The sequence below is a fragment of the Oscillospiraceae bacterium MB08-C2-2 genome (genome assembly GCA_035621215.1).
Taxonomy (GTDB): Bacteria; Bacillota; Clostridia; order Oscillospirales; family Ruminococcaceae; genus WRAV01.
Map to the genome: position 1 here is coordinate 1,418,716 of CP141729.1, position 23,724 is coordinate 1,442,439.

Here is a 23,724-nt window from a genome sequence, read left to right on the forward strand (position 1 = left end):
TCAACTATGTTAAGGCACAAATACACGACTCCCCTGTGTATCGGCATTGTGGTGATCATGCTGCTGGCAACGGTTCTGTTTGTATTCGGTGAATCCTTTGGGCTATCGGTGGTGCAGACAGAAATGCCCTATGTGGAGTCTCTGTTTGCTACCGACCGTGTCCATACGCTGGATATTGTGGTGGACGAAGAAAGCTGGCAGGAAATGCTGGACAATGCGGCGGATAAGGAATACATTCCCGCCAACATCGTGCTGGATGGTAAATCGGTCAAGAACATCGGCCTGCGCACCAAGGGGAATTCCTCCCTTTCCAGCATTGTAAGCTCAGATTCCGACCGTTACAGCTTTAAAATCGAATTTGACCATTACCAGACGGGCCAGACCTATTACGGTCTTGATAAGCTGGCACTGAACAACATCGTGCAGGATAACACTTACCTAAAAGATTATATCAGCTATCAAATGATGAACGAGTTTGATGCGGATTCCCCACTATGTAGTTTCATTTACATCACAGTCAACGGCGAGGATTGGGGCTTATATCTGGCGGTGGAAGGCATTGAGGAAGCCTATGCCAGCCGAAACTACGGCTCGGATTATGGCCAGATTTATAAGCCCGACAGTATGAATATGATGGGCGGCGGGGGCGGAAATAGAAACAATGATGAAAATGGCGAAATGCCTCAGAGAAACCCGCAGCAGCAAAATACAGAAGAAACCGTCACAGCCCCTGCCCAAATTTCAGCCGAGAACCAGACTGACACTGCTGCTTCTGCGAACCGCCAGAACGGGCCGGGAGGCGGAAGACAGGGCGGTGGACCCGGCGGCGGTGGTATGGGGGGCGGCATGGGCCGAGGCAGCACCGACGTGGCTTTGGTTTATTCCGATGACGAATATGAAAGCTACTCCAACATTTTTGACAATGCCGCCTTTGACATAACCAACACCGACAAGGACCGGCTTATCTCCACTCTAAAGCAGCTTTCAGAGGGAGAAGACCTTGAGGAAATCGTTAACATCCAAGAGGTTCTCCGCTATTTTGTGGTGCATAACTTTGTGCTGAATTTTGACAGCTACACCGGCAGTATGATGCACAACTACTATCTCTACGAAAAAGATGGCATGCTTTCGATGATCGCATGGGACTATAACCTTGCCTTTGGGGCTTTTTCAGGCGGCGGTGGTAATTCCCAAAGTGGAACCGATTCCACCACAGCCCTTATCAATTATCCTATTGATACACCGGTTTCCGGCACCACCTTGGAAGACCGCCCTCTTTTGGGCAAGCTGCTGGAAAATGAAACCTACCTGAATCTCTATCACCAGCTTTTCGGCGAATTTATCTCCAGTTATTTTGAGAGCGGCGAGTTTGAGCAAATGATCGACAGCACCATTTCGCTGATTGCCCCCTATGTGGAAAAAGACCCCACTGCCTTCTGCACCTATGAGGAGTTTACCGAAGCCTCTGCCATGCTCAAGAGCTTCTGTCTGCTTCGTGCCGAAAGTGTCCAAGGCCAGCTTGATGGCAGCATTCCCTCTACCAGCGAAGGTCAAGCCGCAGACAGCAGAAGCCTCATTGATGCTTCTGCTATCGACATCAAAAGTATGGGCTCCAATGGTGGAGGCCAGAATGCCCGCTCCAATGACCAATCCGCCAATGCACAGGAGGGTGAAACCACTTTCACCCCCGGTGACCTAGAAGGCAGCGAACAACCTAATCAAGCGGCCTTTGCTCCCGGCGGCCTACAAGATGGTTACTCTTCCCAAGATCAAGCCTCCGCAGAAAAGCCTATGGAGGATACCTCACAGGATGCTGCACCCACAGAGGAAAATCAGGCATCCGCGCGAGGCGCTCCTCCCAATGGTGGGGGGCAGAACGGCGGGCAAGGCGGAGGCCCACCCGGTAATGCACCACAAGGCTTTGGAGGACAGCAGAAAGCCGCCTCCGGGTTTAATACCCAGCATCTCTATTATTTGCTGGCTGCTCTGCTTCTTTTGACGATGGGCATTGTTCTTGCTAATCGGTTCCGGGTTCATCGGTAATTCTTTTTCACAGATATTCCAAAAACACTCAGGCAAAGCCGTACTGCATCTTTTACTCAGAGAGGCAGTGCGGCTTTATTTGGAGAATCCCTGTATGTAAAAAAAGAAATAGACAGTTATATCCTTACTTGGGTTGGCAGGTATCCGCACAAGCCGATCTCTGGGATGCGATAATACCAAGGCTATCTCCTATTGCACTAAAAAAACTGCTCAATATGTTGACATCATCCATATCAAGATCCTGCGCAATGGCTACAGCGAAGGTTGTGGCAAGATAGGCAAGCCTCTCGCCGGAAACGCATTTGAGTTGAGACACATTTATCACCTCAAGACAGTATATGCCCATAGTGGAAGGAGTGCCTTGTGCTGCCAGCTCAAAATAAAATACTTCTGAAAAGAAAATGCAGCTAAAAATTACACTTTTGGAAAATATGCAATTCAATTGCACGCTAACTGTAACGAGAGACTGGCTGAATATAATCCACAACTAAAAAGCAAAGCGGAAGAATTGATTGCATGAGCAGCGTACTCAGAAGCAAAAAATGTGGGCATTTCTGGCACCACTGGTAACCTTGGCTATTTTGGCGGGCAGTGTATACGTATGGTTTACAGCACAGGGAAAAGCCTCTCAGAATGCGGGCACTGCTAAATTTGATATCGATTACTCCATTTATATTTACGGCAGACTGTCTCGCCTATTGCAAAGCAGTCTGTCTTGTATGTGAGCCTGTATCGCAAAGCGGCATACCCACGCCCCATATCAATGAACATATTGTGGCAATCGGGCTCATATTCATTTTTGCAGGAAAGGCTGGCATAATACGGTTACACTGTAAGCGTCCTTAAGCGTCCTTTTCGGGCCTGAAATGGGCCCAGAGATTTTTGTAAATAAAATGCAAAGTGTTTCTTGACAAACGGCAAAATATAGCTTATAATAGTCAATGTTGCACGGCGCCATAGCCAAGGGGTAAGGCAGAGGTCTGCAAAACCTCTATCCCCAGTTCAAATCTGGGTGGCGCCTCCAATGAATAAGAGGGATCTGTAAGACACATTTATTGTGTTCTTACAGATTCTTTTTCTTGCTTTAAAATTTCTGCTGCTGGAAAAAGCAAATTTCAGAATTTTGAACCTTCTCTCCCCCTTTGACATAGGATAAAGCATAAACTTTTAGGGGGATTTTCATATGCCGCTTTTTTTCTCGGCCTTGCTGCTGTCCATTGCGGCAAGCAGCGATTGTCTGGTTATCGGCCTTAACTATGGTGCCAAGGGCATTCGCATAACCAAAACAGCAAACCTGTTTATGGCAGCAATTTGCTTCGCAGGAACCTATTTTTCCATGCTGGCTGGTGTGGGGCTTGCACTTCTAATTCCGGCTTGGGTGGAATCATTGGTGGGCGGGCTTATATTGATTCTATTGGGTGGCTACATGTTGTGGGGCGCCCTGCGGCCGCATCTGGGGGCCGTTTCAAGGTCAGACCCGCATCAAGTGGATGCAGATCAATCCAAGGCTATTGAACTGCGGGAATCACTGGGCATAAGCCTGTTGCTCTGCATCAACAACATAGGCATCGGCATTGGCGGCAGCGTGGCAGGTGTGGACCCTCTGCTCACCTCCCTGCTCTGTGCTTTCTTCAGCGTACTCTTTATAGGGCTTGGTAACTGGACAGCCGGAAGGTTCGCCCGCACTCCGGCCAAGCTGTTGGAGATTGGTTCCGCCGGCATCCTGATTCTTCTGGGGCTGTATTCACTGCTTCAAATATAGATAATCTTCACTGCATAAAAAATTCCCGCCAGACGGCGGGAATTTTTTTATTGCAACACAGCAGACTTTGTTTTTAATAGCGACCGCGGGCGGTATAGGTGGTATGAAGCACCTCATGCGCCTTATGGCTGCCGGGTTTTCCAAAGAACTCCGCATACAGTGCCTTAACCATGGGGTTCTCATGAGATTTGCGCACTGTGTTTGCTTCATCGCTGGAATACAGCGCGGCGGCACGCAGAGCCTTGAGATCCACGAAATTGCGCACATGGCTTGGCTGAACCGGCTGTCCGCCGCCATTGACACAGCCACCAGGGCAGCCCATAATCTCAATGAAGTGGTAGCTCTTCTCACCGGATTTAATGGATTCCAGCAGCTTCTTGGCATTGGAAAGCCCGGAGGCTACTGCAACATTTACATCCATATCCCCCACCCGGTAGGTGGCTTCCTTGATGGCGGCAGTACCACGAACCTCTTTGAAGTCAACGGCCTCCAGAGGCTTGTCAGTAATCCACTCCACAGCGGTACGCAAAGCGGCCTCCATAACACCGCCAGTGGCGCCAAAGATGGTTCCTGCACCAGAAGCTTCACCCAGAGGGTTATCAAATTCCTCATCGGGCAGTTCGGTAAATTCAAGGCCTGCCCGCTTGATCATACGGCTGATCTCACGGGTGGTGAGTGCGACATCGCAATCCGGCACGCCGGCGGCATTTTCATCCTCACGGCGAACCTCAAACTTTTTGGCAGTACAGGGCATTACACCCACCACAAAAATATCCTTGGGGTCCAGATTCATCTTCTCAGCATACCATGTTTTGGCGATAGCACCAAACATTTGCTGAGGCGATTTGCAGCTGGAAAGATTGGGGATAAATTCCGGGTAATAGTGCTCGCAGTATTTAACCCAGCCCGGCGAGCAGGAGGTAATCAGCGGCAGAGGGCCATTTCCCTTAACACGCTCGATAAACTCGTTTGCCTCCTCCATGATGGTCATATCGGCGGCGAAATCGGTATCAAACACTTTGGCGAAGCCAAGACGGCGCAGAGCGGCCACCATTTTTCCTGCGGCATTGGTGCCCACAGGCATTCCGAAATCCTCACCAATGGTGGCACGGATAGAAGGAGCAGTCTGCACGATTACATGCTTGGTGGGGTCAGCCAGCGCCTTCCAGACCTCGGCAGTCTGGTCCTTTTCGGCTATAGCACCGGTGGGGCAAACCACGATGCACTGCCCGCAGGAAACACAGGGCACCTCATCCAGATTCTGGTCGAAAGCACAGCCCACGTGCGTGCGGAAGCCACGCTCATTGGTTCCGATAACACCCACAGCCTGCTGCTTGGAGCAAGCGGCCACACAGCGGCGGCAAAGGATGCACTTATTGTCGTTGCGGGTCATATGAACAGCGGAATCATCGGTTTCGTAAACGATGTTTTCCCCTTCAAAGACCGTTTCATCGTCCACACCAAACTGGCGGCAAAGGCGCTGCAGCTCGCAGTTGCCATTGCGGATGCAGGAAAGGCACTTGCGGTCATGGGTGGAAAGGATCAGCTCCAAGGTAAGCCTGCGGGATTTGAACACCTTCTCGGTGTTGGTGAAAATCTCCATCCCCTCTGTTACCGGATAAACACAGGCGGCCACAAGGCTTCTGGCGCCTTTGACCTCCACAACGCAGATGCGGCAGGCGCCGATGGCGTTGATATCCTTGAGATAGCACAGGGTGGGTATATCGATGCCGGCTGTGCGGGCCGCCTGAAGAATAGTTGTATTCTGCGGCACAGACAGAGGCATACCATTAATTTGAATATTCAGCATCTTCATTGTTCGGTACACTCCTCTACTATTGCTTGATGATGGCATCGAATCTGCATTTTTCCATACAAGCGCCGCACTTAATGCACTTTGCCTGATCGATGAGATGAACCTGCTTCACCGAACCGGAAATGGCACCGGTGGGGCAGACACGGGCGCAGGCGGTGCAGCCTCTGCACTTTTCGGGAATGATCAGATAGCTCAGCAGATCCTTGCAGACACCGGCCGGGCATCTCTTATCCTGCACATGGGCAATGTATTCATCCCGGAAAAACCGCAGGGTGGAAAGCACAGGATTTGCGGCGGTCTGGCCCAAGCCGCAGAGAGAGTTTTCCTTGATGTGATAGCAAAGCTCCTCCATCTTATCCAAATCGCTCATCGTGCCCTTGCCCTTGGAGATTTTATCCAGCATCTCATAGAGGCGCTTGGTTCCGATACGGCAGGGTGTGCACTTGCCGCAGCTCTCATCCACAGTAAACTCCAGAAAGAACTTGGCAATATCCACCATACAGGTGGTTTCATCCATAACAATCAAGCCGCCGGAGCCCATCATAGAGCCGATAGCCAAAAGATTGTCATAGTCAATTTCAATATCCATATGGGAAGCGGGAATACAGCCACCAGAGGGGCCACCCGTCTGCGCAGACTTGAACTTTTTGCCGCCCGGGATGCCGCCGCCGATTTCTTCCACAATTTCACGCAGGGTGGTGCCCATGGGAACCTCAACCAGACCGGTATTGGTAATCTTTCCGCCCAGTGCGAACACCTTGGTGCCTTTGGATTTTTCTGTTCCGATGCTGCTGAACCAATCCGCGCCCTTGAGAATAATCTGAGGGATATTGGCGTAGGTTTCCACATTGTTGAGAACCGTCGGCTTGCCGAAAAGGCCCTTAACAGCCGGGAACGGAGGCCGGGGCCGGGGCTCACCACGGTGGCCTTCGATGGAAGTCATGAGGGCAGTTTCCTCGCCGCAGACAAAAGCACCGGCTCCCAGCCGAAGCTCCAAATCAAAACTAAAGCCACTGTCAAGGATGTTCTCGCCCAAAAGGCCCATTTCCTTGGCCTGACCCACGGCGATTTCCAAGCGGTGCACGGCGATGGGGTATTCGGCACGGACATAGACAAAGCCCTTGGTGGCTCCAATGGCATAGCCCGCAATACACATGGCCTCAATCAGCGCATGGGGATCGCCTTCCAGGATAGAACGATCCATAAAAGCGCCCGGATCGCCTTCGTCGGCGTTGCAGCAGACATATTTTTGGTCGTTGACCGAAGCCTTGGCAAAGCTCCATTTCATGCCGGTGGGGAAGCCTGCACCGCCTCTGCCCCGAAGGCCGGAGGCCTTCATGACATCGATGACATCATCGGGAGACATTTCAGTAAGCACCTTGGCCAATGCCTGATATCCGTCAAAAGCTATGTATTCGTTGATATCCTCAGGATTGATCAGGCCGCAGTTGCGAAGCGCCACCCGCTTCTGCTTTTTATAAAAGCCGGTTTCCTCCAAAGAGACAATCTCATCCCCATGGATGGTTTCCTCATAGACCAAGCGAGTGACAACCCGGCCTTTCAGGAGATGCTCGGTGACAATTTCGGGAACATCCTCCACCTTGACCATGGAATAAAAGGTTCCCTCGGGATAGACAATCATAATGGGGCCCAAAGCACAAAGCCCGAAGCAGCCAGTCTTGACAATTTTAACTTCATCGGAAATACCGGCCTTGGACAAGTTTTTTTCCAGTTCCCGGATGATGGCTTCGGACCCGGAAGATGTACAGCCGGTTCCACCGCACACCATTACATGTGAGCGTATCATTATTCTTTTACCCCCCGCTTACTACTTGTTGGCAGCGCCGATGGTATACTCGGTTACCACCTTGCCGCCAATGAGATGCTGATGAACCACCTTGATTGCTTTTGCCGCTGTCATATTCACATAGGTAATCTTGGGCTTATCCTTCTCGAAAACCTCCACAACAGGCTCATACTGGCACACGCCGATGCAGCCGGTTTGGGTAATGGCGACCGTATCCAGATTTTCCTTAGCCGCTTCCTCCACAAAGGATTGGAGCACCGGCCGTGCGCCCGCCGCAATGCCGCAGGTAGCCATACCCACCACCACACGGGTCTTTTCTGTTCTGTCATCCCGGATGCCCATGCCAACACGGGCCTTTTCTCGCAGAGCCTTTAGTTCTTCTAATGATTTCATTGATAATCCTCCCTAGAATGTATAGCTGAATCAGCATAATTCCCTTTTTCTTGTTGAGACTATACAGCCAATCTGAACTTAACCCGAAATAAAGATTGTTAAAAAACAGGCAAAATAAGACGTACCAATCTGTTATAAACTCAGCAACTCCCCCTCTATCCCTGTGAGCAAGGAAGCTTGGGTAGCCAAGCCTATATTCATAATTATACAAAACTAGGTATAAAACCGGCCAAATACAGCCGCAAAAAATTCCGCCCAAGGCGGTCATTCGCGCTCATTTGTAGTTGTAAAAAGGACCGTTCTTTGCTCCTGTAGATACTCCTGAATCCACAGGGTGACCTCCGGGCTGTTCAAAGGGATATCGCCCAGCTGCTCCCGCATTTGCCGGGTATCCAACCGCAGTTCTGTGTCATCCTCCCGGTAGCAGTAGACCACATCCAGCTCCGGGTTGCAGGCAATCAGCAGCCGCACCACCCCATCCACATCACCCAGAGGCAGCATGTCAATATGATGCGTGTAAAAAACCGCCGTTACAACGGTTCCCCTGCCCGGCTCAGATTCCACCGAAAAGTGGCCTCCAGTCTGCTGACAAGCCATTTTAAAAAGAGGAAGCCCCAACCCCACCTTACGGGTGGTGCGGGTGGTATAAAAGGGATCCTGCGCCATCTGGGCCTGCTGGGGCTGCATGCCTTTGCCGTTATCCGCCAGAGAAATCTCCAAACAGGAAGCATCACTTTGTGCCAAGATCGAAAGCTCCAACAGAGTTGCTCCCGCCGAAACAGCATTTTGAGCAACATCCATAATGTGCAGCGAAAGCTCCAGCATACAGACACCTCGTATCCCCCGGGTCAAATTAAATCCAATGCAATGAATATCAATATTATAACAAAACCCGTGGAGTAAATCTACTGTTTTTCCGTGCGCAAAATGGGGCTGTAAGCGGATTTAGGCCGGACAGCACCTAAAAATAATCAAAACCTCCGCCATAATAGTGAATATTTTAAATCACTTCCAGCACATTCACTATCTAGATTGGTATATTTTCATAGTTTTCAAGGTTAAAAAACGTCATTTTGCCTTTTAAATTTCCCTCGAAATTCAGCAGGTTATTTTTACAATATTATGAAAATATATACAAACCCTTGGTTTTTGTGATATACTGATAAAAATAGCCGCAGTAGAGTTTCTTAAAAAAATCCCCAACAATTCGGTAGGAGGTTTTTTATGCAGATCAAGGATGTAATCAGGATATTGGATGCAGAAATTATCAGTGGCGGCGATCTTGATCAGGAAATTCAATCTGCCTGCGGGAGCGATATGATGAGCGACGCACTGGCTTTTGTCAAAGAAAGCTCCATGCTGCTCACCGGTTTGATCAATCCGCAGGTCGTGCGCACCTCTGAAATGCTGGATGTTCACTGTATCGTGTTTGTCCGCGGCAAAATACCCGGAACCGATACCATTGCACTGGCTCAGGAAAGGAACATCGTTCTACTCTCAACCCGGCACCGAATGTTCACAGCCTGCGGTCTGCTCTATGAAGGTGGATTGCGAGGTGGTGCGGAGTGACTCCAACCATTTCCAACTGCTTTGAGGTTTCGGGGGAGGATTTTTCACGGGCCGGCGAGGCATCGGGAAAAATCAAAACAATCCTCAAGCAGCTCGGTTATGATAAGGATGCCATTCGGCGGGTTGCCATTGCTATGTACGAAGCGGAAATCAATATGGTCATTCATGCCGGAGGCGGCAAGGCCATGGTGGATATCCATCCCGACCGGGTGGATATTGTGATGGCGGATCAGGGCCCCGGCATACCGGATGTGGAAAAAGCCATGGAAGAAGGCTTTACCACTGCTCCCGACCGCATCCGGGATCTTGGCTTTGGCGCCGGCATGGGCTTGCCCAATATAAAAAAATATGCAGATTCCCTATCCATTGAAACGCAGGTAAATGTAGGCACAACGCTTTATATCACCGTTCGGGCCACCCAGCAATACATTTGATGGGTTCACTATGGATATTCTTTTTGTTACTCAGGTGAGGAAATAGGTTCAGAGCAAGGGAGTGTGAGACCTTGTCAGAATTTTTTCACAGCGTAACCCTGGATGCAGAAAAATGCAGAGGCTGCACCAACTGTCTGCGCCGGTGCCCCACGCAGGCAATCCGTGTGCGGGACGGTAAGGCGAGGATTCTTTCGGAAAAATGTCTGGATTGCGGCGAATGCATCCGTGTCTGCCCTTATCATGCCAAAAAAGCGGTTTTCGATTCGATGGACCGTATGCAGGAGTTTGACTATACCATCGCCTTACCGGCACCCACCCTCTACGGCCAGTTTAATAATTTAAGAAATGTGGATTATGTCCTTACGGGCTTGCTTCAATTGGGCTTTGACAAGGTATATGAGGTCTCCAAAAGCGCCGAGATCATATCGGAGACTACCCGCCGGCTCATGGAGACAGGGAACCTTGCCCGCCCTGTTATCAGTTCTGCCTGCCCTGCTGTGGTGCGTCTGATTCGGGTGCGCTTTCCTAACCTGTGCCATTTGGTGCTTCCACTTGTTTCCCCCATGCATGCGGCCGCTAAAGCCGCCAAAGTGGAGGCTGCCGCACAAACCGGCTTGCCGCTCCAACGCATCGGGGCTTTTTTTATAACCCCCTGCCCGGCTAAGGTTACCGATATCCGCAGCCCTGTAGGCCCCGATCAAAGCTGGGTAGATGGCGCTTTTGCCATATCGGATATTTACCCACGCCTTTTGGAAAAAATGAACCGGGTAGAAATCCCCGAACCTGTAGCGGACAGCGGCGCTTTAGGGGTAAGCTGGGCCAGCAGCGGCGGGGAATCCACCGCTTTGCTCCGGGAAAAATATCTGGCCGCAGACGGCATTGAAAATGTGATTGCGGTTTTGGAAAATCTGGATACCGAGCAGGTAGGTGAGCTGGAATTCATTGAGCTGAACGCCTGTTCCGGGGGCTGTGTGGGCGGTGTGCTCACAGTGGCCAACCCTTTTGTGGCCAAGGCACGGCTTCACCGGCTGCGCAATCATTTGCCGCCTGCCTCCATCCACCCAGAAAGCAATGCTGCTTCCATGAGGTGGGAAAACCCTTTGGAATATACCCGGGTCATGCAGCTTTCCGATAACCTGACCGAAGCCATGACCATGATGCAGGAAATTGACCGGCTCTGTGCTCTTTTGCCGGGTCTGGACTGTGGCTCCTGCGGAGCGCCAACCTGCCGCACCCACGCCGAGGATATTGTAAAAGGGAATGCCCTGCTCAACGACTGCCTGTTTATCCTGCGGGAGCAAGCCGAAGCCGCAGGCATCAATCTTTCCGGCTTATATCACCGTACGCCGGAAGAAACGGAGAAGCCTTTATGACTGTGAAAGAATTAGCTGATTCACTCAATTTGCATGTGATAGCCCAGGGCTCATGGGCAGGACGACCGGTAGCCGGCTGTTATCTGGGCGACCTTTTAAGCCGTGTTATGAGCCACTTGGAGCAGGATCAGGTGTGGATTACCGTAATGGGCAATGTCAATTCGGTTGCGGTGGCCTCCCTAACCGATTGTGCCTGTGTTTTGCTTTGTGAGGATGCGCCACTAACTGAGGATGCTCAAAAAAGGGCTGCCGAAAACAATATTACGGTACTATCCAGTTCAGAGCCTGCCTATACACTGGCTTGCCGCATAGGAAAACTGTTGGAAACGGATCAAAACTAATGTAAGGCTTTATTGTAAGCACAAGGGAGGTATGGGAATGCCCCGCTTTTTCTATGATCTGCATCTTCATTCCTGCCTTTCTCCCTGCGCCGACGATGATATGACCCCTTGGAATCTGGTTCACATGTCTGCTTTGTGCGGCCAGCAGATTATCGCTCTTACCGACCATAACGCAGCGGCAAATTGCTCTGCGGCTCTTGCCGCGGCTTCCTCTGCCGGCATTGTGGTTGTACCCGGTATGGAGCTGTGCACCGCAGAAGAGATTCATATGATTTGCCTGTTTTCTGATCTTGAAGCCGCCCTCGCTTTTGATGAAATAGTCAATAGCAGCAGGCTCTCCATTTTTAACAAACCTGAAATTTTTGGTAATCAACTGGTTGTAAACGATTCGGATGAAATTGTTTCCCAAATCCCTCATTTGCTGGTGGCCGCTACCCAAATCAGTGTGGATGCGCTTTGGGAACTGTGCCAACAGCATAGAGGCATTTGCTTCCCGGCTCATATTGATCGGCAAAGCTATAGCCTTTCCGCTGTTTTAGGCAGCTTTGAGAAGCACCATCCTTTTACTTGTGCGGAGATTTCTTTAGCCGGAAATGTAAGGGAACAAATCGCTTTGCATCCTGCACTGAAGAGCCGGGGCATTCTGCAAAGTTCAGACGCCCACCGTCTGGCCGATATTCCTGACAGCACTCATACCATTGAGCTGGAGGAATGCTCCGCTCCCTGTTTAATCGAAACTTTAATGAAGCCTGATATTGCCGCCCGGCTCGGGATATGTGACAAGAATATGTAAAAGGCAGCCAAGCCAGCGATTGCCGGTTTGGCTGCAATTCGTTCAATCAAATCTTATTTTGTTTAAATCAGGTTACTTCTTTTTACGGCCCAGAACAGCGGCAGATCCCAAAGAGGCAACTGCAAAGGCCAGAGCTATACCAGTGCTGGTGGAACCAGTGTTCGGGTTCTTGCCGATACCAGTGCCGCTGGAAGAGCCAGGAGTGGAGGTAGCTCCGCTGCTGGTTTCAGGGGCAATAATGGTAGTATCGGTGATCTCGGCATCGGTAATTACAAAGGTACCAAGCTGGTTGGCCCGGAAGGTGAGCTCATCGTTGCCCGCATCATAGGTGGGGCTGAGCTTCTCAAGGCGACCGTCGCGGTAAGCATAAAGAACCATCTTTTTAAAGTCGCCGGAAATATCGGAAACGTCAATGGTCATGGTACCGTTGGAGGGCAGATTTACGCCGCCTTTGAAGTTAAGGAATTTGAAATCCTGATTTTCAAAGCGCTCAACGATAGCAGGCACTACATCAAAGTCATAGATGAAGTTGGTGTCGGACATACCGGAGATACGGCCTTCAAAGGTCCAGTCGCCCTCTTCGCCTTCAAGGATAACGGGTCTGTAGTTGTTTTCCTTGGCTACACGGTCAAGCTGCTTCTTGGTGATAACAGGTGCATTCAGGTCAATGGTGAGGATATCGCCCTCGCCATATTGATCAATTACTTCATCAGAAATAGTGCTATAACCAATTTTGAAGGAAGCAGTACCTACACTGCGTTCAGTGGAGGTGTAGCCAGGAACATGCAGGATACCGGTGCTTTGGATCTGGTATTCGGTATCGGTCTTCTTGGTTCCGTAGTTGCTCTTCGTGGTCATTTCAAGGATATACTGTTTTCTTTTGGTCTCGATCTTAGCCGAAGAAACAGCAGAGGTGCCTTTCTTACCGGTCAGTCTCAGACGGTTACCAGTGCCGATATTACCGGTGGTTACACCTTCTGTGACAACGTCATTACCAGAAATGCTGATAACCTGATGAATTTCAAAGGTATAGTCTTCGCCAGGGATCAGACGGCTTTCAGGATAAACGATTTTTCCGGGAGTGCCATCGGTTACATCGATCAGAACCAGATCGCCCACTTTAACCTCAAGGGTGATATCGTTATCGGTATTAACAAGTGGGGCTGTAATTCTGGGAGATGCTTCGGCGGCATCAGCGACATCCACATCAACTGCAACGCCCGGTGCGCTGAGGATGCCTGTTGTATCTTCTGCTGCAAAGGCCATAACGCCCATAGTCAGGGCAGTTGTGAGCGCAAGCAGTAAGGCAAGTACTTTTCTCATTATGAGTTTCCTCCTGTTTTGATGTTTACTTAAATCATGAGCCATAAAGCTCCACACTTAGTATGTGAGAGCAACGCATGGATTAACAGTGGGTTTTGATTCCAATGGCAACTAGTTTTTGGTAATGGGGGCGTAAGGGATTCCCTCACTTGCCATAAGCTGGAAGCCGGGCACAGTAGATTCGGAAGAAACCGTAAAATCATTTGATTGTTCAGCCCGGTTGGGCTGTCTATTTGGTTAAAAAGCAAAATCATTAGATAATCTCTTTAACCGGCTCATGATTACCCGGCATGCCAATTAAAATAAAAAATCACTGTTTGATCCAAAAGGCTCCTTTTTAGTCTCCCCGAATTTTGCACACTAAGCAAGTGAATTTTTTCCTGACTTCTCAAAAAACACGCTTCAGCTGTTGGTTGAAAGGTTTTTTGAAACTATAAAAATTTAAGATTTTATTTTTCCATTCGGTTTGTCTTCTAAATGATGTTTTCTGAATATGTTTTCAGACACATACCGTCAATCCATTGTGTATGGTTTTTCACCGTTCCCAGCAAAAAACGTTGCATTTAATTTGTTTAGCAGGCATTAATAAAAGAAGCCCTCTTTCTTTTCAGAAAGAGGGCTTCTTTTATTTAAGAACTCTGCTTAGAAAGCAGGATAAGCCAAAGGAGCATACTGGGCTTCAATGAAAGCCTTCACCTTTTCACTTTGAAGAGCCTGAACCAAAGCTTTGGTCTTGTCGGACTGCACATCAGCAGAACGAACAGCGATGATGTTGGCATAAGCCTGAGCACCTTGGGAATCGCTGGCTTCCGTGGTGATAAGGCGATCGGTCACACCTGCATCAATGGCATAGTTGCCGTTGATGACTGCAAAATCCACATCCTGAATCGCCCGGGGAATCTGAGCGGCTTCCAGCTCGGTAACCACAACATTTTTGGGGTTCTCCACAATATCCTTAACAGTGGCTTTCAGGCCGATTTCCGGGGTCAGCTTTATAATTCCCAGATGCTCCAGCAGAAGCAGGCCACGAGCGCCGTTGGAGGGATCATTGGGGATGGCAATTTTAGCGCCGTCTGCAACGGCTTCCAGAAGCTTTTCAGGAGAAGAAATATCAATGGCTTTGGCATCCTCACCCGCCTTGCCAAGATAGAAGCCCAAAGGCTCCACATGAATGGATGCGGCAGAGGCAATATCGGTTTTGTTTTCCTCGTTGAATACATTCAGATAAGGCTCATGCTGGAAGAAGTTGGCGTCAAGGTCGCCGGAATCCAATGCCATGTTAGGCAGAACATAATCGGTGAACTCCTGAATGCGCAGATCATAGCCCAAAGCGGCTAAATCTTCTCTTGCCTGCTCCAAAATCTCAGCATGAGGAGCGGGAGAAGCACCCACAGTCAGGGTTTCCAGCTTCACAGGGGCACTGCTTTCAGCAGGAGCGGCTTCACCAGAGGAAGCGGGGGCTGCTTGTGAGCTGGAAGATGCACCAGAGCCGCCGCAAGCGGCCAATACCAGAACCAGAACCAGTGAAAGGGCAACAGCCAGCGTATTTTTCAGTTTAAATTTCATGACAATACCTCTTTTCAGTTAAATGCAATGTTTATTTTAAGCAATTTAAGTGCGGTTGCGTTTATCCAGACGCTTGGCAAGGTACCCGAGACCCAGCTGAATCAGCGCCACCATAACCACCAGCAGAACCACGGTGACCATCATAATATCGGCCTGATACCGGTGAAAGCCATAGCGGATGGCCAAATCACCTAGACCGCCGCCGCCCACCGCTCCGGCCATAGCAGAATACCCAACCAATGTTATAGCAGTTATGGAAAAACCACGAACCAGTGACGGAATACACTCAGGCACCAGCACCTTAAAAATAATTTGCAGCTTGGTGGCGCCCATGGCTTGTGCAGCCTCCACAACCCCTTGGTCGATCTCCTTGAGGGAGCTTTCCACCACACGGGCCACAAAGGGAGCGGCGGCTACCACTAAAGGCACAATGGCGGCTGTAGGGCCTATGAAGGTATGTACCACAAGTCTCGTAAAGGGAATCAGTGCCACAACAATAATAATAAAAGGAATGGAGCGCCCCAGATTGATAATCCAGCCCAGAACAGTATTCAAAGGTTTGTTGGGGGCAATGCCGTCACGTGCTGTCAGCACCAGCAGAATGCCCAAAGGAAGCCCCAGCAAGTAGGAAAACACAGCGGAAACGCCCACCATATAAAGGGTATCCCGAGTGCCTACAGCCAGCTCCGGTAAAAAATTCAGAATCTTCTCCATATTACATCGCCTCCAGCAGCCGCTTTGTGATGGTGGTCTGGGGATCAGAAAGAACCTGTGCGGCCAGCCCTTCTTCCACAAGTCGGTTTTGATCCAGCACAGCCACCCGGTTGCAGATGGCAGATACCACCTTCATCTCATGGGTGATGATAACCACCGTAACCCCCAGCTTTTGGTTAATATCGGTGAGCAAACCAAGAATAGAGCGAGTGGTGAAACTATCCAGTGCCGAGGTGGGTTCGTCACACAACAGAATCTTAGGGTTGGCCGCCAACGCCCGGGCGATAGCGATACGCTGCTTCTGCCCACCGCTGAGCTGAGCGGGATAGCTCTCCGCCTTATCCCACAGCCCCACCAATTGCAGCAGTTCATCGGTTCGGCGGGTAATTTCCTGGCGGGGTGTATGAGTGAGCTCCAGCGGAAAGGCAACGTTTTTGCGGACTGTGCGCTGCATCAGCAGGTTATAGCCCTGAAAAACCGTGCCAATCTGGCGGCGCAGCTCCTCCCGCTCCCGTCCCTTGAGAGAAAAGGCATCCCGGCCTAAAATTTTCACCGTTCCCTCGGTAGGCTGCTCCAGCAAGCCGATCAGCCGCAGAAGAGTGCTTTTGCCCGCACCGCTCATGCCGATCACCCCAAAAATATCCCCCGCTTTAATATGAATGGATACATCCCGCAGCGCCGTTACACCCGCCTGAGGATAGCTTTTGGTGAGGTTGGTTGTTTCAATCAAGTCGGCTACCCCTTTCTCAAAAAGTTTTTAATGTGATATTGGTTTCCGTCAAATTAAATGTTTCCAAAAAGCAGTCTCCGCTATCCGGATTCGCGGAGAAATACAAAAACTCCCATCCTCTGAATTACTTCAAAGGACGGGAGTCGAAACTCTCGTGTTACCACCCTTGTTTGCCCTGCGCTCACACGCAGTGCCTCATCAGGTACGCACAAAATGCTTTGTGTTATACCTTATCGCTATAACGGGCGCTCCCGTCACGACTTAAAGAATCCCAGTGGAATTCCCTTGGCCGTGCGACTCAAAGACCATGTTCGGTGCTTCACCCTGTCGCCTTCTTTCAGCAAATAAAGGCTCTCTGTAGACACTGGAAACGCTTACTCTTCTTCTCACTGCCGTTTTGGAACAAATTCAATTTGTGATTGCATTGTACCACTGTATTTTTCCTTTGTCAAGATGACTTAAAAAATTTCAAAAAAGTTGTTGACATTCCCTTCCAATTGGAGTAAAGTACTAAGTGTATTATAAACATTAGGACACACGTAACACGCCCTTGAGAAAGGAGGTAACAAGTGTTGATAACTTTGGATCTGCAAAGCCGGCTGCCTATTTATGAGCAGCTCAAAAGCAAAATCAGCCAGCTTGTATTGTTGGGCGAGCTGAAACCGGATGATCAGCTGCCTTCTGTGCGCAGTTTTGCCCGAGAGCTGGGTATCAACCCCAACACGGTTCAAAAAGCTTATCAGGAGCTTGAACGTGAGAAAATCATTTATTCCGTGGTGGGTCGGGGCAGCTACATCAGCCCAGATTTTAATCTGAATTTCCAATTGCAGAACAGCCATCTCAACAATATCAAGCAAGCGGTATTGCAAGCCAAAAACAGCGGTATCGAAAAGCAAAAAGTTTTTAATGCGGTTGAAGAAGTGTATAAGGAGGAAAAGTGCCTGTGATACAGACAATCGGCCTTACCAAAAAATTTGGCAGCGTAACGGCACTGGATGATTTTTCTACGACTATTAAGGAAGGCTCCATCTACGGCTTGGTGGGCTCCAACGGTTCCGGTAAATCCACGCTGCTGCGGCTTATCAGCGGAATTTACCGGCCGGATAGCGGTCGCGTTCAGCTGGATGGAAAGGATGTTTTTGAAAATCCCACTGTTAAAAATCGGATTTTTCTTGTATCCGATGATCTCTACTTTTTGCCCCAAGCCACAATGAACGATATGGCAAAATTTTATTCCACCCTTTTTTCCAGCTACAGCGCCGAGACCTACCAAAACATTTGCTCCCGGTTTCCTATTGATGCCAACGCCCGAATCAACACCTTCTCTAAAGGTATGAAACGACAGGTGGCTTTGATATTGGCACTGGCCTGCTGCCCTGATGTGCTCCTGCTGGACGAAGCTTTTGACGGGCTTGATCCGGTCATCCGTATTCTGCTGCGTAAAATGCTGGCAGATCAGATTTCCGAGCGGAATATGTCGGTGGTCATATCCTCCCACAACCTGCGGGAGCTGGAGGACCTATGCGATTTTATGGGTCTATTACATCGGGGCAAAATTATTTTCGAGCGTGAAATCGACGAAGTCAAGCTGGGCTTCTGCAAGGTGCAGGCCGGTTTCCGTCCCATGGTGGAACCGGAAGCTCTGGATCAGCTGAATATCTTGCAAAAGGAACAATCCGGCAGTGTGCTCAACTTGATTGTCCGGGGCAACCGGGAAGATATTCTCGCTCATATGGAAACCCTCTCCCCACTTTTTGTGGAGACAGTCCCCTTGACTTTGGAGGAAGTATTTGTACAGGAAATGGAGGCAGTTGGCTATGACTACAACAAAATCATATTCTGAAAGCAGCCGGATGAAGTCCCTGTTCGGTCTTTCTCTTAAACGAAATCTACCCATAGCTCTTGCCTGCCTCATTGCGCTGTTCTTAATTGTGATGCTGCCCTATTTTTCTTTCTCACCCAGTCACGACTATCTGTTGGATAACCCCTCGGTTTCTCCCGAGCAGCAAACCCAGCTCATCATTAAGCACTACCAGCAAATTTTCTATCTGGGCGCTTATCTCAATGAAGTACAGCCGATAATGGTCACCATTGTACTGGCAGCCCTTGCGGTTTTTACAGCAATTTACAACGGAAGTTATACTCAGAGTAAAAAACAAACTGATTTTTACCATAGTTTGCCAATCCGCAGACCACATCTTTTGGTTACCAACATGCTTTCCAGCAGTTTGGCTGTCCTTGTGCCCTTTGTGGCGGTGATTCTGATTACTTCTGCGGCTCAGATTGTAATGTATTCAAGCTTCAACTGCTTTACCAGCTACTATTTCGGCTTTCTGATATCGGATCTGCTGGCCCAGATTATCGGTTTCTTGGTTGTCTATGCCTTTACCACCTTTATATCGGTGCAGGTTGGAACCATTTTTGATACACTGGCTATCACCGGAGTTTTGGGTATTCTGCCCATTGCCCTTTATGTGATTCCCGGCAGCTTCTGGAATTATTACACCTATGGCGCTCAGTTTGATAGCTTTGAACGCTGCTCGCTGCTTTCGCCTTTCACTTTTTTGTTTGATCGTTTTGTCACCATGGATTATTACAGCGATATAACCACCGTCAACCTAAAGGCTTTAGGTATTGCGGCAGCTCTATGGGCTGTGATTGGCATTGTACTTCTCATCGCCTCAATCGTCCTTTATAATAAAAGGAAAAGTGAGATTGCGGAACAAACCGCTCCGAACGATGTGCTGCAAATGATTTCAAAGGCCTTTGCGGGCTTTTGTGGAGCCTCGCTGTTTCTGGCGATCTTTATGGACCGGGTTCTTGCAGTTAGGCTGCTGGGCATCTTTTTTGGTGCCATTCTTATTGGAACCATCGCTGAGCTGGTTTTCGGGCGTGGCCTGCGCACCCTGCGCAAAAGCCTGCGTGGAATTGTGATTACAGCGCTTGGGCTCTGCTTTGTTTCGCTGGCGCTGTTCTTTGATTGGAGCGGTTATGAATCCAAGGTTCCGGCTCCCGAAGCAGTCCAATCGGTCACCATTAATACCCGGGGACGCTTTAACGATCAATACGATGGCGAAGACGTGATTACCCTCACCGACCCCACCACCATTGCCATTCTAACCGGCACTCACCAGACGGCCGTGGATCGTTATAAGGAATCCGATACCTCCAAAGAAGATCTCTATTCCCTCAATGATTTTAATTATAACAATCTTGTGCTGGAATATCACATGACCAACGGACAAACCATGAAGCGCACTTACGACGTACTTCATCGGGATGCCTCCGCCAGCCTTGTGGCTCTTGAGGCACAAGATGATTTCATTGAAGCCATGCATCCGGTGTTCCCCATGACAGAAGATAAACTGCGTAAAATCACTGTTTCCAACCGGGTGTTCCCCCAGATCAACCATACTTTAATGCCCACTGCGGCTCAGTCAAAGGAGCTTTTGGAGGCATTGCGGCTGGATCTTCTCAATGAGCCCCTCGCGGAAATCACCAACCCCTCCGAGTCTGCTGTGGGATATATTAACCTAAGCTATAAAGTTTTGGAAGAGCAGTTGGGTCGCCGCCGGAATTATTATGCCAACTACGACAAGGATCGGGTTTGCGATATTCTGATCACCCCCACCTATACCAACACACTAAGCTGGCTGAAAAAATATGACCTAATGCAATATATGGCCATGCCCGAAACCATAGAGAAGGCTTATGTGGTATCCAGTGAATGGGCTTCTTATTATTCTGATAACCAAATTAACACAATTTCTGCCTATCAGGATTACAGGGGTGAGGAATATCCCTATATCGCCAAGGCTTTGGAAGAGGCTTCTTTGAGCGGAAGCAATAAGGAAGATCTGGCCTTTATTGTGGTCACCGATCCGGCAGAAATGCAGCATATGTTGGATAAGGCCCGCAATCAGGTTTTCATTGAAGCCCCCAAGGATACTCCTGCTTCTGCGGATCATGTTCTGGTCCTTTTCCAAAACGAGGGCCGTGTTTCTTCCTACAGCTATCTGGCTGTAAAAGACCTGCCGGCATCTGCGGCGGCACAGCTGGATACTCTCTATCGTGAAATAGACGATAAGCCTTACGGGGTCACCTATGAGAGATAAGGCCATTTAGTAATCAAATCCATTGGAAATAACAGCGTTCTGCCTTATGCAGGGCGCTGTTTATCTGCGGAATATAAGCTTCTTTGCTTCCCCACCGGGTATACGCCAAATTTCTCCTGCAAAGTTTGGCAGGCAAATAGAAAAAAGGGGCTTTTCTTTCGGGTGAAATTATAGTATACTATGCAATAGCTTGTCTGTTGCGAAAAAAAGAGACCGGCTCCCCCTTGGAGGAGTCTGGTCTTTTTGACAATTGGGAATATGAGGTGTTTGTGTTGGAATGCGAAGTTTTTACTGCCGGAGTTGAGCCGGGCGCTCCCACAACGGACAATGAGATAAAAATGCTTCTCTGCTATGTGCTGGATCATGCGGAAGATCCCGTGGCCTTTGCACAACTCAACGAGGGCTTGCAGTCAAGTGGCCTGGTAAACTATTTTGAACTTGTGGAAACGCTCGGTGAACTCTCGGCTTTGGGCCACATTGTGGTGAGTGAAGGAAAATACGGGGAAGAGCTGTATCAAATTGCTCCTTCCGGAAGAGATATGGCCAAGGCCTTTACCTCCAATATTCCTTACACAGTGAAGGAAAAAGCGGTAAGGGAATGCAAGAAGGCCCTTAAACGCCGCAAGCGTGCCTCTGAGGTAACAGTCAAAATACAAAGAGTGGATGATGGTTTTAAAGTCACTTTGGGTATCCCGGATGCCACCGGTACCGATTTTATTAAGCTTTCACTTTTTTTACCCAATGAACGGCAATGTGCCGTTGTGAAGCAGAAGTTTCTCAATGATCCTGAATTTATCTACAAGAGCATTATGTCCCTGCTGATGGGCGATAGCCATGTAGTGGGCAGTTTGATGCCCAACCCGGAAAAGCTGTTCGATTGAATTGCACTGCGTTTGATGCAAGCAGCCCGCTCCCAACACTTTTCTTGTTGGAAGCGGGCTGCTTTTCGTTGCGCCTTCTCTATAGCCATAACGATTTACTATAATGTCCACTGAACAAATGCGCTTTGCGAAGCGCATTTGCAAACAGAGCAATTTCCGCTCTGTTTGACGGCAAAACAGGCTTGTTTTGCCGTTTCAGATACATTGATTGACTTCCTGAAAGCATTTGCGGACACACGCCACAAATCCTTTGTGTAAGGTTTTTGGCCGAATACGGCAAAAACCTTACACCTAAACAATTTAAAAACACTGTCAAAGTACTGTTGTTGTCGCATTTTTAAATTGTTCAGCAGACATTACTATAAAGCCTGCATGGCCTGTATAATCTCTTCCTCGCAGCTGCGCATGGCAAGGATGGTTTTTTCAAGCAGTTCATCCAGCTCCCAGCCCAGCATACTGGCACCCCGCTCAATAACCTCCCGGGAGCAGCCCGCTGCAAAGGCAGGGGTCTTATACTTTTTCTTCAGGGATTTCAGCTCCATATCCTGCACACTTTTGGAAGGGCGCATCCGAGCCGCCGCTCCGATCAGGCCAGTAAGCTCATCCACAGCGTATAAAACCTTTTCCATCTGGTGCTCAGGCTTAATATCCACAGTCAGCCCATAGCCATGGCTGCAAACAGCGTGGATCAGCTCTTCCCCTGCGCCGGCCTCCCGCAAAAGCTCCGATGCCTTTATGCAGTGTTCCTGTGGGAACTGCTCAAAATCCACATCATGCAAAAGCCCAACCAGCCCCCAGAAATCAGCCTCCTGGTCGCAGCCAAGCTGAGAAGCATACCACTGCATGGTGCCCTCTAAGGTCAGGGCATGCTGAAGATGGAAAGGCTCTTTGTTATACTTTTTCAGAAGCTCCCACGCTTCTTCTCTTGTCAATCCTGCGTTCATCACAATCCCCCATTTTGTTGTCTTTTCTGCAACGCTCACTTCCAGCAAGCATTATCCTAAAGCCACATCCAAAATCATCATAATGGCAAAGCCTAACATGGTACCCAGTGTGGAAAGATCGGTGTTATCCCCCACCTGCGATTCGGGAATCAGCTCCTCCACCACCACATAAATCATAGCACCAGCGGCAAAAGCCAGAGCATAGGGCAGAATCGGGGTAATCACGGTCACCAAAAGAGCCCCTACCACTGCAAAAACCGGCTCGACAAAACCGGAAAGCTGGCCATACCAAAAGCTTTTGGCTCGGCTCATACCTTCAGTTCGCAGGGGAATGGAAATAGCGGCCCCTTCGGGGAAGTTTTGCAGCCCAATACCAAGGGCAAGGGTTAATGCTGAAACCAGCGCACCTGTATCTCCTTTAGCAATGGCGCCAAAGGCAACACCCACGGCCAATCCCTCGGGAATGTTATGAATGGTAATGGATAGAATAAGAAGAGCACTGCGGCTCAGATTGGTTTTAACTCCTTCGGTCTTGCTGGCAGGAAGACCCAGATGCAGGTGAGGAACCACCTTATCCACGCCCCACAGAAACACGCCGCCCAACAAAAAGCCGACCAGCGCCGGCACAAAGGAAAAGCGCCCCATCCCCTCACTCATCTCAATGGCCGGAGCCAAAAGAGACCAAAAGCTTGCGGCAATCATAACACCAGCCGCAAAGCCCAGCATAACGTGGGTAACCCGTTTATTTAGTTGTTTAAAAAAGAAAACCAGCGCCGCACCCAAAGCCGTAACGCCCCAAGTGAATATTCCGGCTATGCCAGCCATCGCCACGGGATTAAGCCCAGAAAAAGCATTCACTGCCAACACCTCCTTCAGCATTTGTTTTTGCTGCTTAGAATCAAACCATTCTATATGTTTTTAGTATAACTCATATCTTCTTATTTTGCAAAACTCTGCTCATATTTTTGTTAAATAAAAACAAAGCGGAATATTCTAAAGAAGAGCAATTGACACCACCCGCAAAATGTCCTCCCACGGAATCCACCTGCCTATACAAATGACTGTACATAAGTGTATAAATGTGCTATACTTACAATAGAATAACGGCAATTGCCTGTGG

General features: G+C 49.3%; 22 protein-coding genes, 1 tRNA gene and 1 other annotated feature. Of the genes, 12 read left to right on the forward strand and 11 right to left on the reverse strand.

Features of this window, described 5'->3' with window-relative positions; genetic code table 11:
- The first annotated feature begins 6 nt into the window (after positions 1 to 6).
- Positions 7 to 2,043 (forward strand): CotH kinase family protein, encoded by a 2,037-nt coding sequence (locus U6B65_06235; GenBank protein WRS28729.1) that lies wholly within the window; start codon positions 7 to 9, stop codon positions 2,041 to 2,043.
- Positions 2,044 to 2,167: 124 nt separating this feature from the next.
- Here U6B65_06235 and U6B65_06240 read toward each other — a convergent pair whose 3' ends face one another.
- Entirely contained in the window at positions 2,168 to 2,359 is a 192-nt protein-coding gene (locus U6B65_06240; protein WRS28730.1) for a DUF6774 domain-containing protein, read from the reverse strand.
- Between the two features lie 634 nt (positions 2,360 to 2,993).
- On the opposite strand from U6B65_06240, the gene U6B65_06245 reads away from it, so the two are divergent.
- Together U6B65_06245 and U6B65_06250 are read left to right on the forward strand one after the other, a co-directional pair.
- Positions 2,994 to 3,067: transfer RNA gene (locus U6B65_06245), tRNA-Cys, on the forward strand.
- Positions 3,068 to 3,226: 159 nt separating this feature from the next.
- On the forward strand, positions 3,227 to 3,805 hold the full coding sequence (locus U6B65_06250; GenBank protein WRS28731.1) for a hypothetical protein: 579 nt from the start codon (positions 3,227 to 3,229) through the stop codon (positions 3,803 to 3,805).
- 73 nt (positions 3,806 to 3,878) lie between these two features.
- Here the strand turns inward: U6B65_06250 and U6B65_06255 are convergent, their stop codons facing one another.
- The 4 genes from U6B65_06255 to U6B65_06270 all read right to left on the reverse strand — a co-directional run bounded on the left by U6B65_06255 (position 3,879) and on the right by U6B65_06270 (position 8,646).
- Positions 3,879 to 5,621, reverse strand: a complete 1,743-nt coding sequence (locus tag U6B65_06255; GenBank protein WRS28732.1) for an NADH-dependent [FeFe] hydrogenase, group A6 — start codon at positions 5,619 to 5,621, stop codon at positions 3,879 to 3,881.
- Positions 5,622 to 5,640: 19 nt separating this feature from the next.
- Complete coding sequence (gene nuoF, locus U6B65_06260) at positions 5,641 to 7,428, reverse strand: NADH-quinone oxidoreductase subunit NuoF (GenBank protein ID WRS28733.1); 1,788 nt, start codon at positions 7,426 to 7,428, stop codon at positions 5,641 to 5,643.
- Between the two features lie 21 nt (positions 7,429 to 7,449).
- Positions 7,450 to 7,821 (reverse strand): (2Fe-2S) ferredoxin domain-containing protein, encoded by a 372-nt coding sequence (locus U6B65_06265; GenBank protein WRS28734.1) that lies wholly within the window; start codon positions 7,819 to 7,821, stop codon positions 7,450 to 7,452.
- Positions 7,822 to 8,085: 264 nt separating this feature from the next.
- A complete protein-coding gene (locus U6B65_06270) occupies positions 8,086 to 8,646 on the reverse strand; it encodes a sensor histidine kinase (GenBank protein ID WRS28735.1) in 561 nt (186 codons plus the stop codon).
- A gap of 399 nt (positions 8,647 to 9,045) precedes the next feature.
- On the opposite strand from U6B65_06270, the gene U6B65_06275 reads away from it, so the two are divergent.
- The 5 genes from U6B65_06275 to U6B65_06295 all read left to right on the forward strand — a co-directional run bounded on the left by U6B65_06275 (position 9,046) and on the right by U6B65_06295 (position 12,331).
- Positions 9,046 to 9,390, forward strand: a complete 345-nt coding sequence (locus tag U6B65_06275) for a DRTGG domain-containing protein (protein ID WRS28736.1) — start codon at positions 9,046 to 9,048, stop codon at positions 9,388 to 9,390.
- On the forward strand, positions 9,387 to 9,824 hold the full coding sequence (locus tag U6B65_06280; GenBank protein ID WRS28737.1) for an anti-sigma regulatory factor: 438 nt from the start codon (positions 9,387 to 9,389) through the stop codon (positions 9,822 to 9,824). The genes U6B65_06275 and U6B65_06280 overlap by 4 nt, the downstream gene beginning before the upstream one ends.
- Positions 9,825 to 9,895: 71 nt before the next feature.
- Positions 9,896 to 11,197: a [Fe-Fe] hydrogenase large subunit C-terminal domain-containing protein gene (locus tag U6B65_06285; protein WRS28738.1), complete on the forward strand. Its 1,302-nt coding sequence runs from the start codon at positions 9,896 to 9,898 to the stop codon at positions 11,195 to 11,197.
- The gene (locus tag U6B65_06290) at positions 11,194 to 11,538 is read left to right on the forward strand and encodes a DRTGG domain-containing protein (protein ID WRS28739.1); all 345 of its coding nucleotides are present in this window, start codon (positions 11,194 to 11,196) and stop codon (positions 11,536 to 11,538) included. The genes U6B65_06285 and U6B65_06290 overlap by 4 nt, the downstream gene beginning before the upstream one ends.
- 37 nt (positions 11,539 to 11,575) lie before the next feature.
- A complete protein-coding gene (locus U6B65_06295; protein WRS28740.1) occupies positions 11,576 to 12,331 on the forward strand; it encodes a PHP domain-containing protein in 756 nt (251 codons plus the stop codon).
- Between the two features lie 72 nt (positions 12,332 to 12,403).
- On the opposite strand, the gene U6B65_06300 is transcribed toward U6B65_06295, so the two are convergent.
- The 4 genes from U6B65_06300 to U6B65_06315 all read right to left on the reverse strand — a co-directional run bounded on the left by U6B65_06300 (position 12,404) and on the right by U6B65_06315 (position 16,664).
- Positions 12,404 to 13,654 (reverse strand): LPXTG cell wall anchor domain-containing protein, encoded by a 1,251-nt coding sequence (locus U6B65_06300; GenBank protein WRS28741.1) that lies wholly within the window; start codon positions 13,652 to 13,654, stop codon positions 12,404 to 12,406.
- 642 nt (positions 13,655 to 14,296) lie between these two features.
- Complete coding sequence (locus U6B65_06305) at positions 14,297 to 15,220, reverse strand: MetQ/NlpA family ABC transporter substrate-binding protein (protein WRS28742.1); 924 nt, start codon at positions 15,218 to 15,220, stop codon at positions 14,297 to 14,299.
- 45 nt (positions 15,221 to 15,265) lie between these two features.
- Positions 15,266 to 15,934 (reverse strand): methionine ABC transporter permease, encoded by a 669-nt coding sequence (locus U6B65_06310; protein ID WRS28743.1) that lies wholly within the window; start codon positions 15,932 to 15,934, stop codon positions 15,266 to 15,268.
- A 1-nt stretch (position 15,935) separates the two neighbouring features.
- Entirely contained in the window at positions 15,936 to 16,664 is a 729-nt protein-coding gene (locus U6B65_06315; protein ID WRS28744.1) for an ATP-binding cassette domain-containing protein, read from the reverse strand.
- A gap of 129 nt (positions 16,665 to 16,793) precedes the next feature.
- Positions 16,794 to 17,063: a binding site (T-box leader), on the reverse strand.
- A 170-nt stretch (positions 17,064 to 17,233) separates the two neighbouring features.
- Between U6B65_06315 and U6B65_06320 the strand changes: the two genes are divergently transcribed.
- The 4 genes from U6B65_06320 (at position 17,234) to U6B65_06335 (ending at position 21,660) form a co-directional block, all read left to right on the forward strand.
- Complete coding sequence (locus tag U6B65_06320; protein WRS28745.1) at positions 17,234 to 17,611, forward strand: GntR family transcriptional regulator; 378 nt, start codon at positions 17,234 to 17,236, stop codon at positions 17,609 to 17,611.
- Positions 17,608 to 18,507, forward strand: coding sequence for an ABC transporter ATP-binding protein (locus U6B65_06325; protein ID WRS28746.1), 900 nt, complete (start codon positions 17,608 to 17,610; stop codon positions 18,505 to 18,507). Before U6B65_06320 ends, U6B65_06325 begins: the two co-directional genes overlap by 4 nt.
- The gene (locus tag U6B65_06330; GenBank protein WRS28747.1) at positions 18,482 to 20,779 is read left to right on the forward strand and encodes a DUF6449 domain-containing protein; all 2,298 of its coding nucleotides are present in this window, start codon (positions 18,482 to 18,484) and stop codon (positions 20,777 to 20,779) included. Before U6B65_06325 ends, U6B65_06330 begins: the two co-directional genes overlap by 26 nt.
- 272 nt (positions 20,780 to 21,051) lie before the next feature.
- Positions 21,052 to 21,660: a DUF4364 family protein gene (locus U6B65_06335; protein ID WRS28748.1), complete on the forward strand. Its 609-nt coding sequence runs from the start codon at positions 21,052 to 21,054 to the stop codon at positions 21,658 to 21,660.
- Positions 21,661 to 22,019: 359 nt separating this feature from the next.
- On the opposite strand, the gene U6B65_06340 is transcribed toward U6B65_06335, so the two are convergent.
- The gene (locus U6B65_06340; GenBank protein ID WRS28749.1) at positions 22,020 to 22,604 is read right to left on the reverse strand and encodes a hydrolase; all 585 of its coding nucleotides are present in this window, start codon (positions 22,602 to 22,604) and stop codon (positions 22,020 to 22,022) included.
- 51 nt (positions 22,605 to 22,655) lie between these two features.
- The gene (locus tag U6B65_06345; GenBank protein WRS28918.1) at positions 22,656 to 23,429 is read right to left on the reverse strand and encodes a ZIP family metal transporter; all 774 of its coding nucleotides are present in this window, start codon (positions 23,427 to 23,429) and stop codon (positions 22,656 to 22,658) included.
- Positions 23,430 to 23,724: the final 295 nt, after the last annotated feature.

Bases quoted from the DNA above. Each gene is read 5' to 3' on its own strand.
- U6B65_06275 (WRS28736.1), top strand. From the start codon at position 9,046: ATGCAGATCAAGGATGTAATCAGGATATTGGATGCAGAAATTATCAGT.
- U6B65_06290 (WRS28739.1), top strand. From the start codon at position 11,194: ATGACTGTGAAAGAATTAGCTGATTCACTCAATTTGCATGTGATAGCC.
- U6B65_06330 (WRS28747.1), top strand. From the start codon at position 18,482: ATGACTACAACAAAATCATATTCTGAAAGCAGCCGGATGAAGTCCCTG.
- U6B65_06270 (WRS28735.1), bottom strand. From the start codon at position 8,646: ATGCTGGAGCTTTCGCTGCACATTATGGATGTTGCTCAAAATGCTGTT.
- U6B65_06345 (WRS28918.1), bottom strand. From the start codon at position 23,429: ATGGCTGGCATAGCCGGAATATTCACTTGGGGCGTTACGGCTTTGGGT.
- U6B65_06295 (WRS28740.1), top strand. From the start codon at position 11,576: ATGCCCCGCTTTTTCTATGATCTGCATCTTCATTCCTGCCTTTCTCCC.
- nuoF (WRS28733.1), bottom strand. From the start codon at position 7,428: ATGATACGCTCACATGTAATGGTGTGCGGTGGAACCGGCTGTACATCT.
- U6B65_06235 (WRS28729.1), top strand. From the start codon at position 7: ATGTTAAGGCACAAATACACGACTCCCCTGTGTATCGGCATTGTGGTG.
- U6B65_06250 (WRS28731.1), top strand. From the start codon at position 3,227: ATGCCGCTTTTTTTCTCGGCCTTGCTGCTGTCCATTGCGGCAAGCAGC.
- U6B65_06305 (WRS28742.1), bottom strand. From the start codon at position 15,220: ATGAAATTTAAACTGAAAAATACGCTGGCTGTTGCCCTTTCACTGGTT.
- U6B65_06300 (WRS28741.1), bottom strand. From the start codon at position 13,654: ATGAGAAAAGTACTTGCCTTACTGCTTGCGCTCACAACTGCCCTGACT.
- U6B65_06265 (WRS28734.1), bottom strand. From the start codon at position 7,821: ATGAAATCATTAGAAGAACTAAAGGCTCTGCGAGAAAAGGCCCGTGTT.
- U6B65_06255 (WRS28732.1), bottom strand. From the start codon at position 5,621: ATGAAGATGCTGAATATTCAAATTAATGGTATGCCTCTGTCTGTGCCG.
- U6B65_06310 (WRS28743.1), bottom strand. From the start codon at position 15,934: ATGGAGAAGATTCTGAATTTTTTACCGGAGCTGGCTGTAGGCACTCGG.
- U6B65_06340 (WRS28749.1), bottom strand. From the start codon at position 22,604: ATGAACGCAGGATTGACAAGAGAAGAAGCGTGGGAGCTTCTGAAAAAG.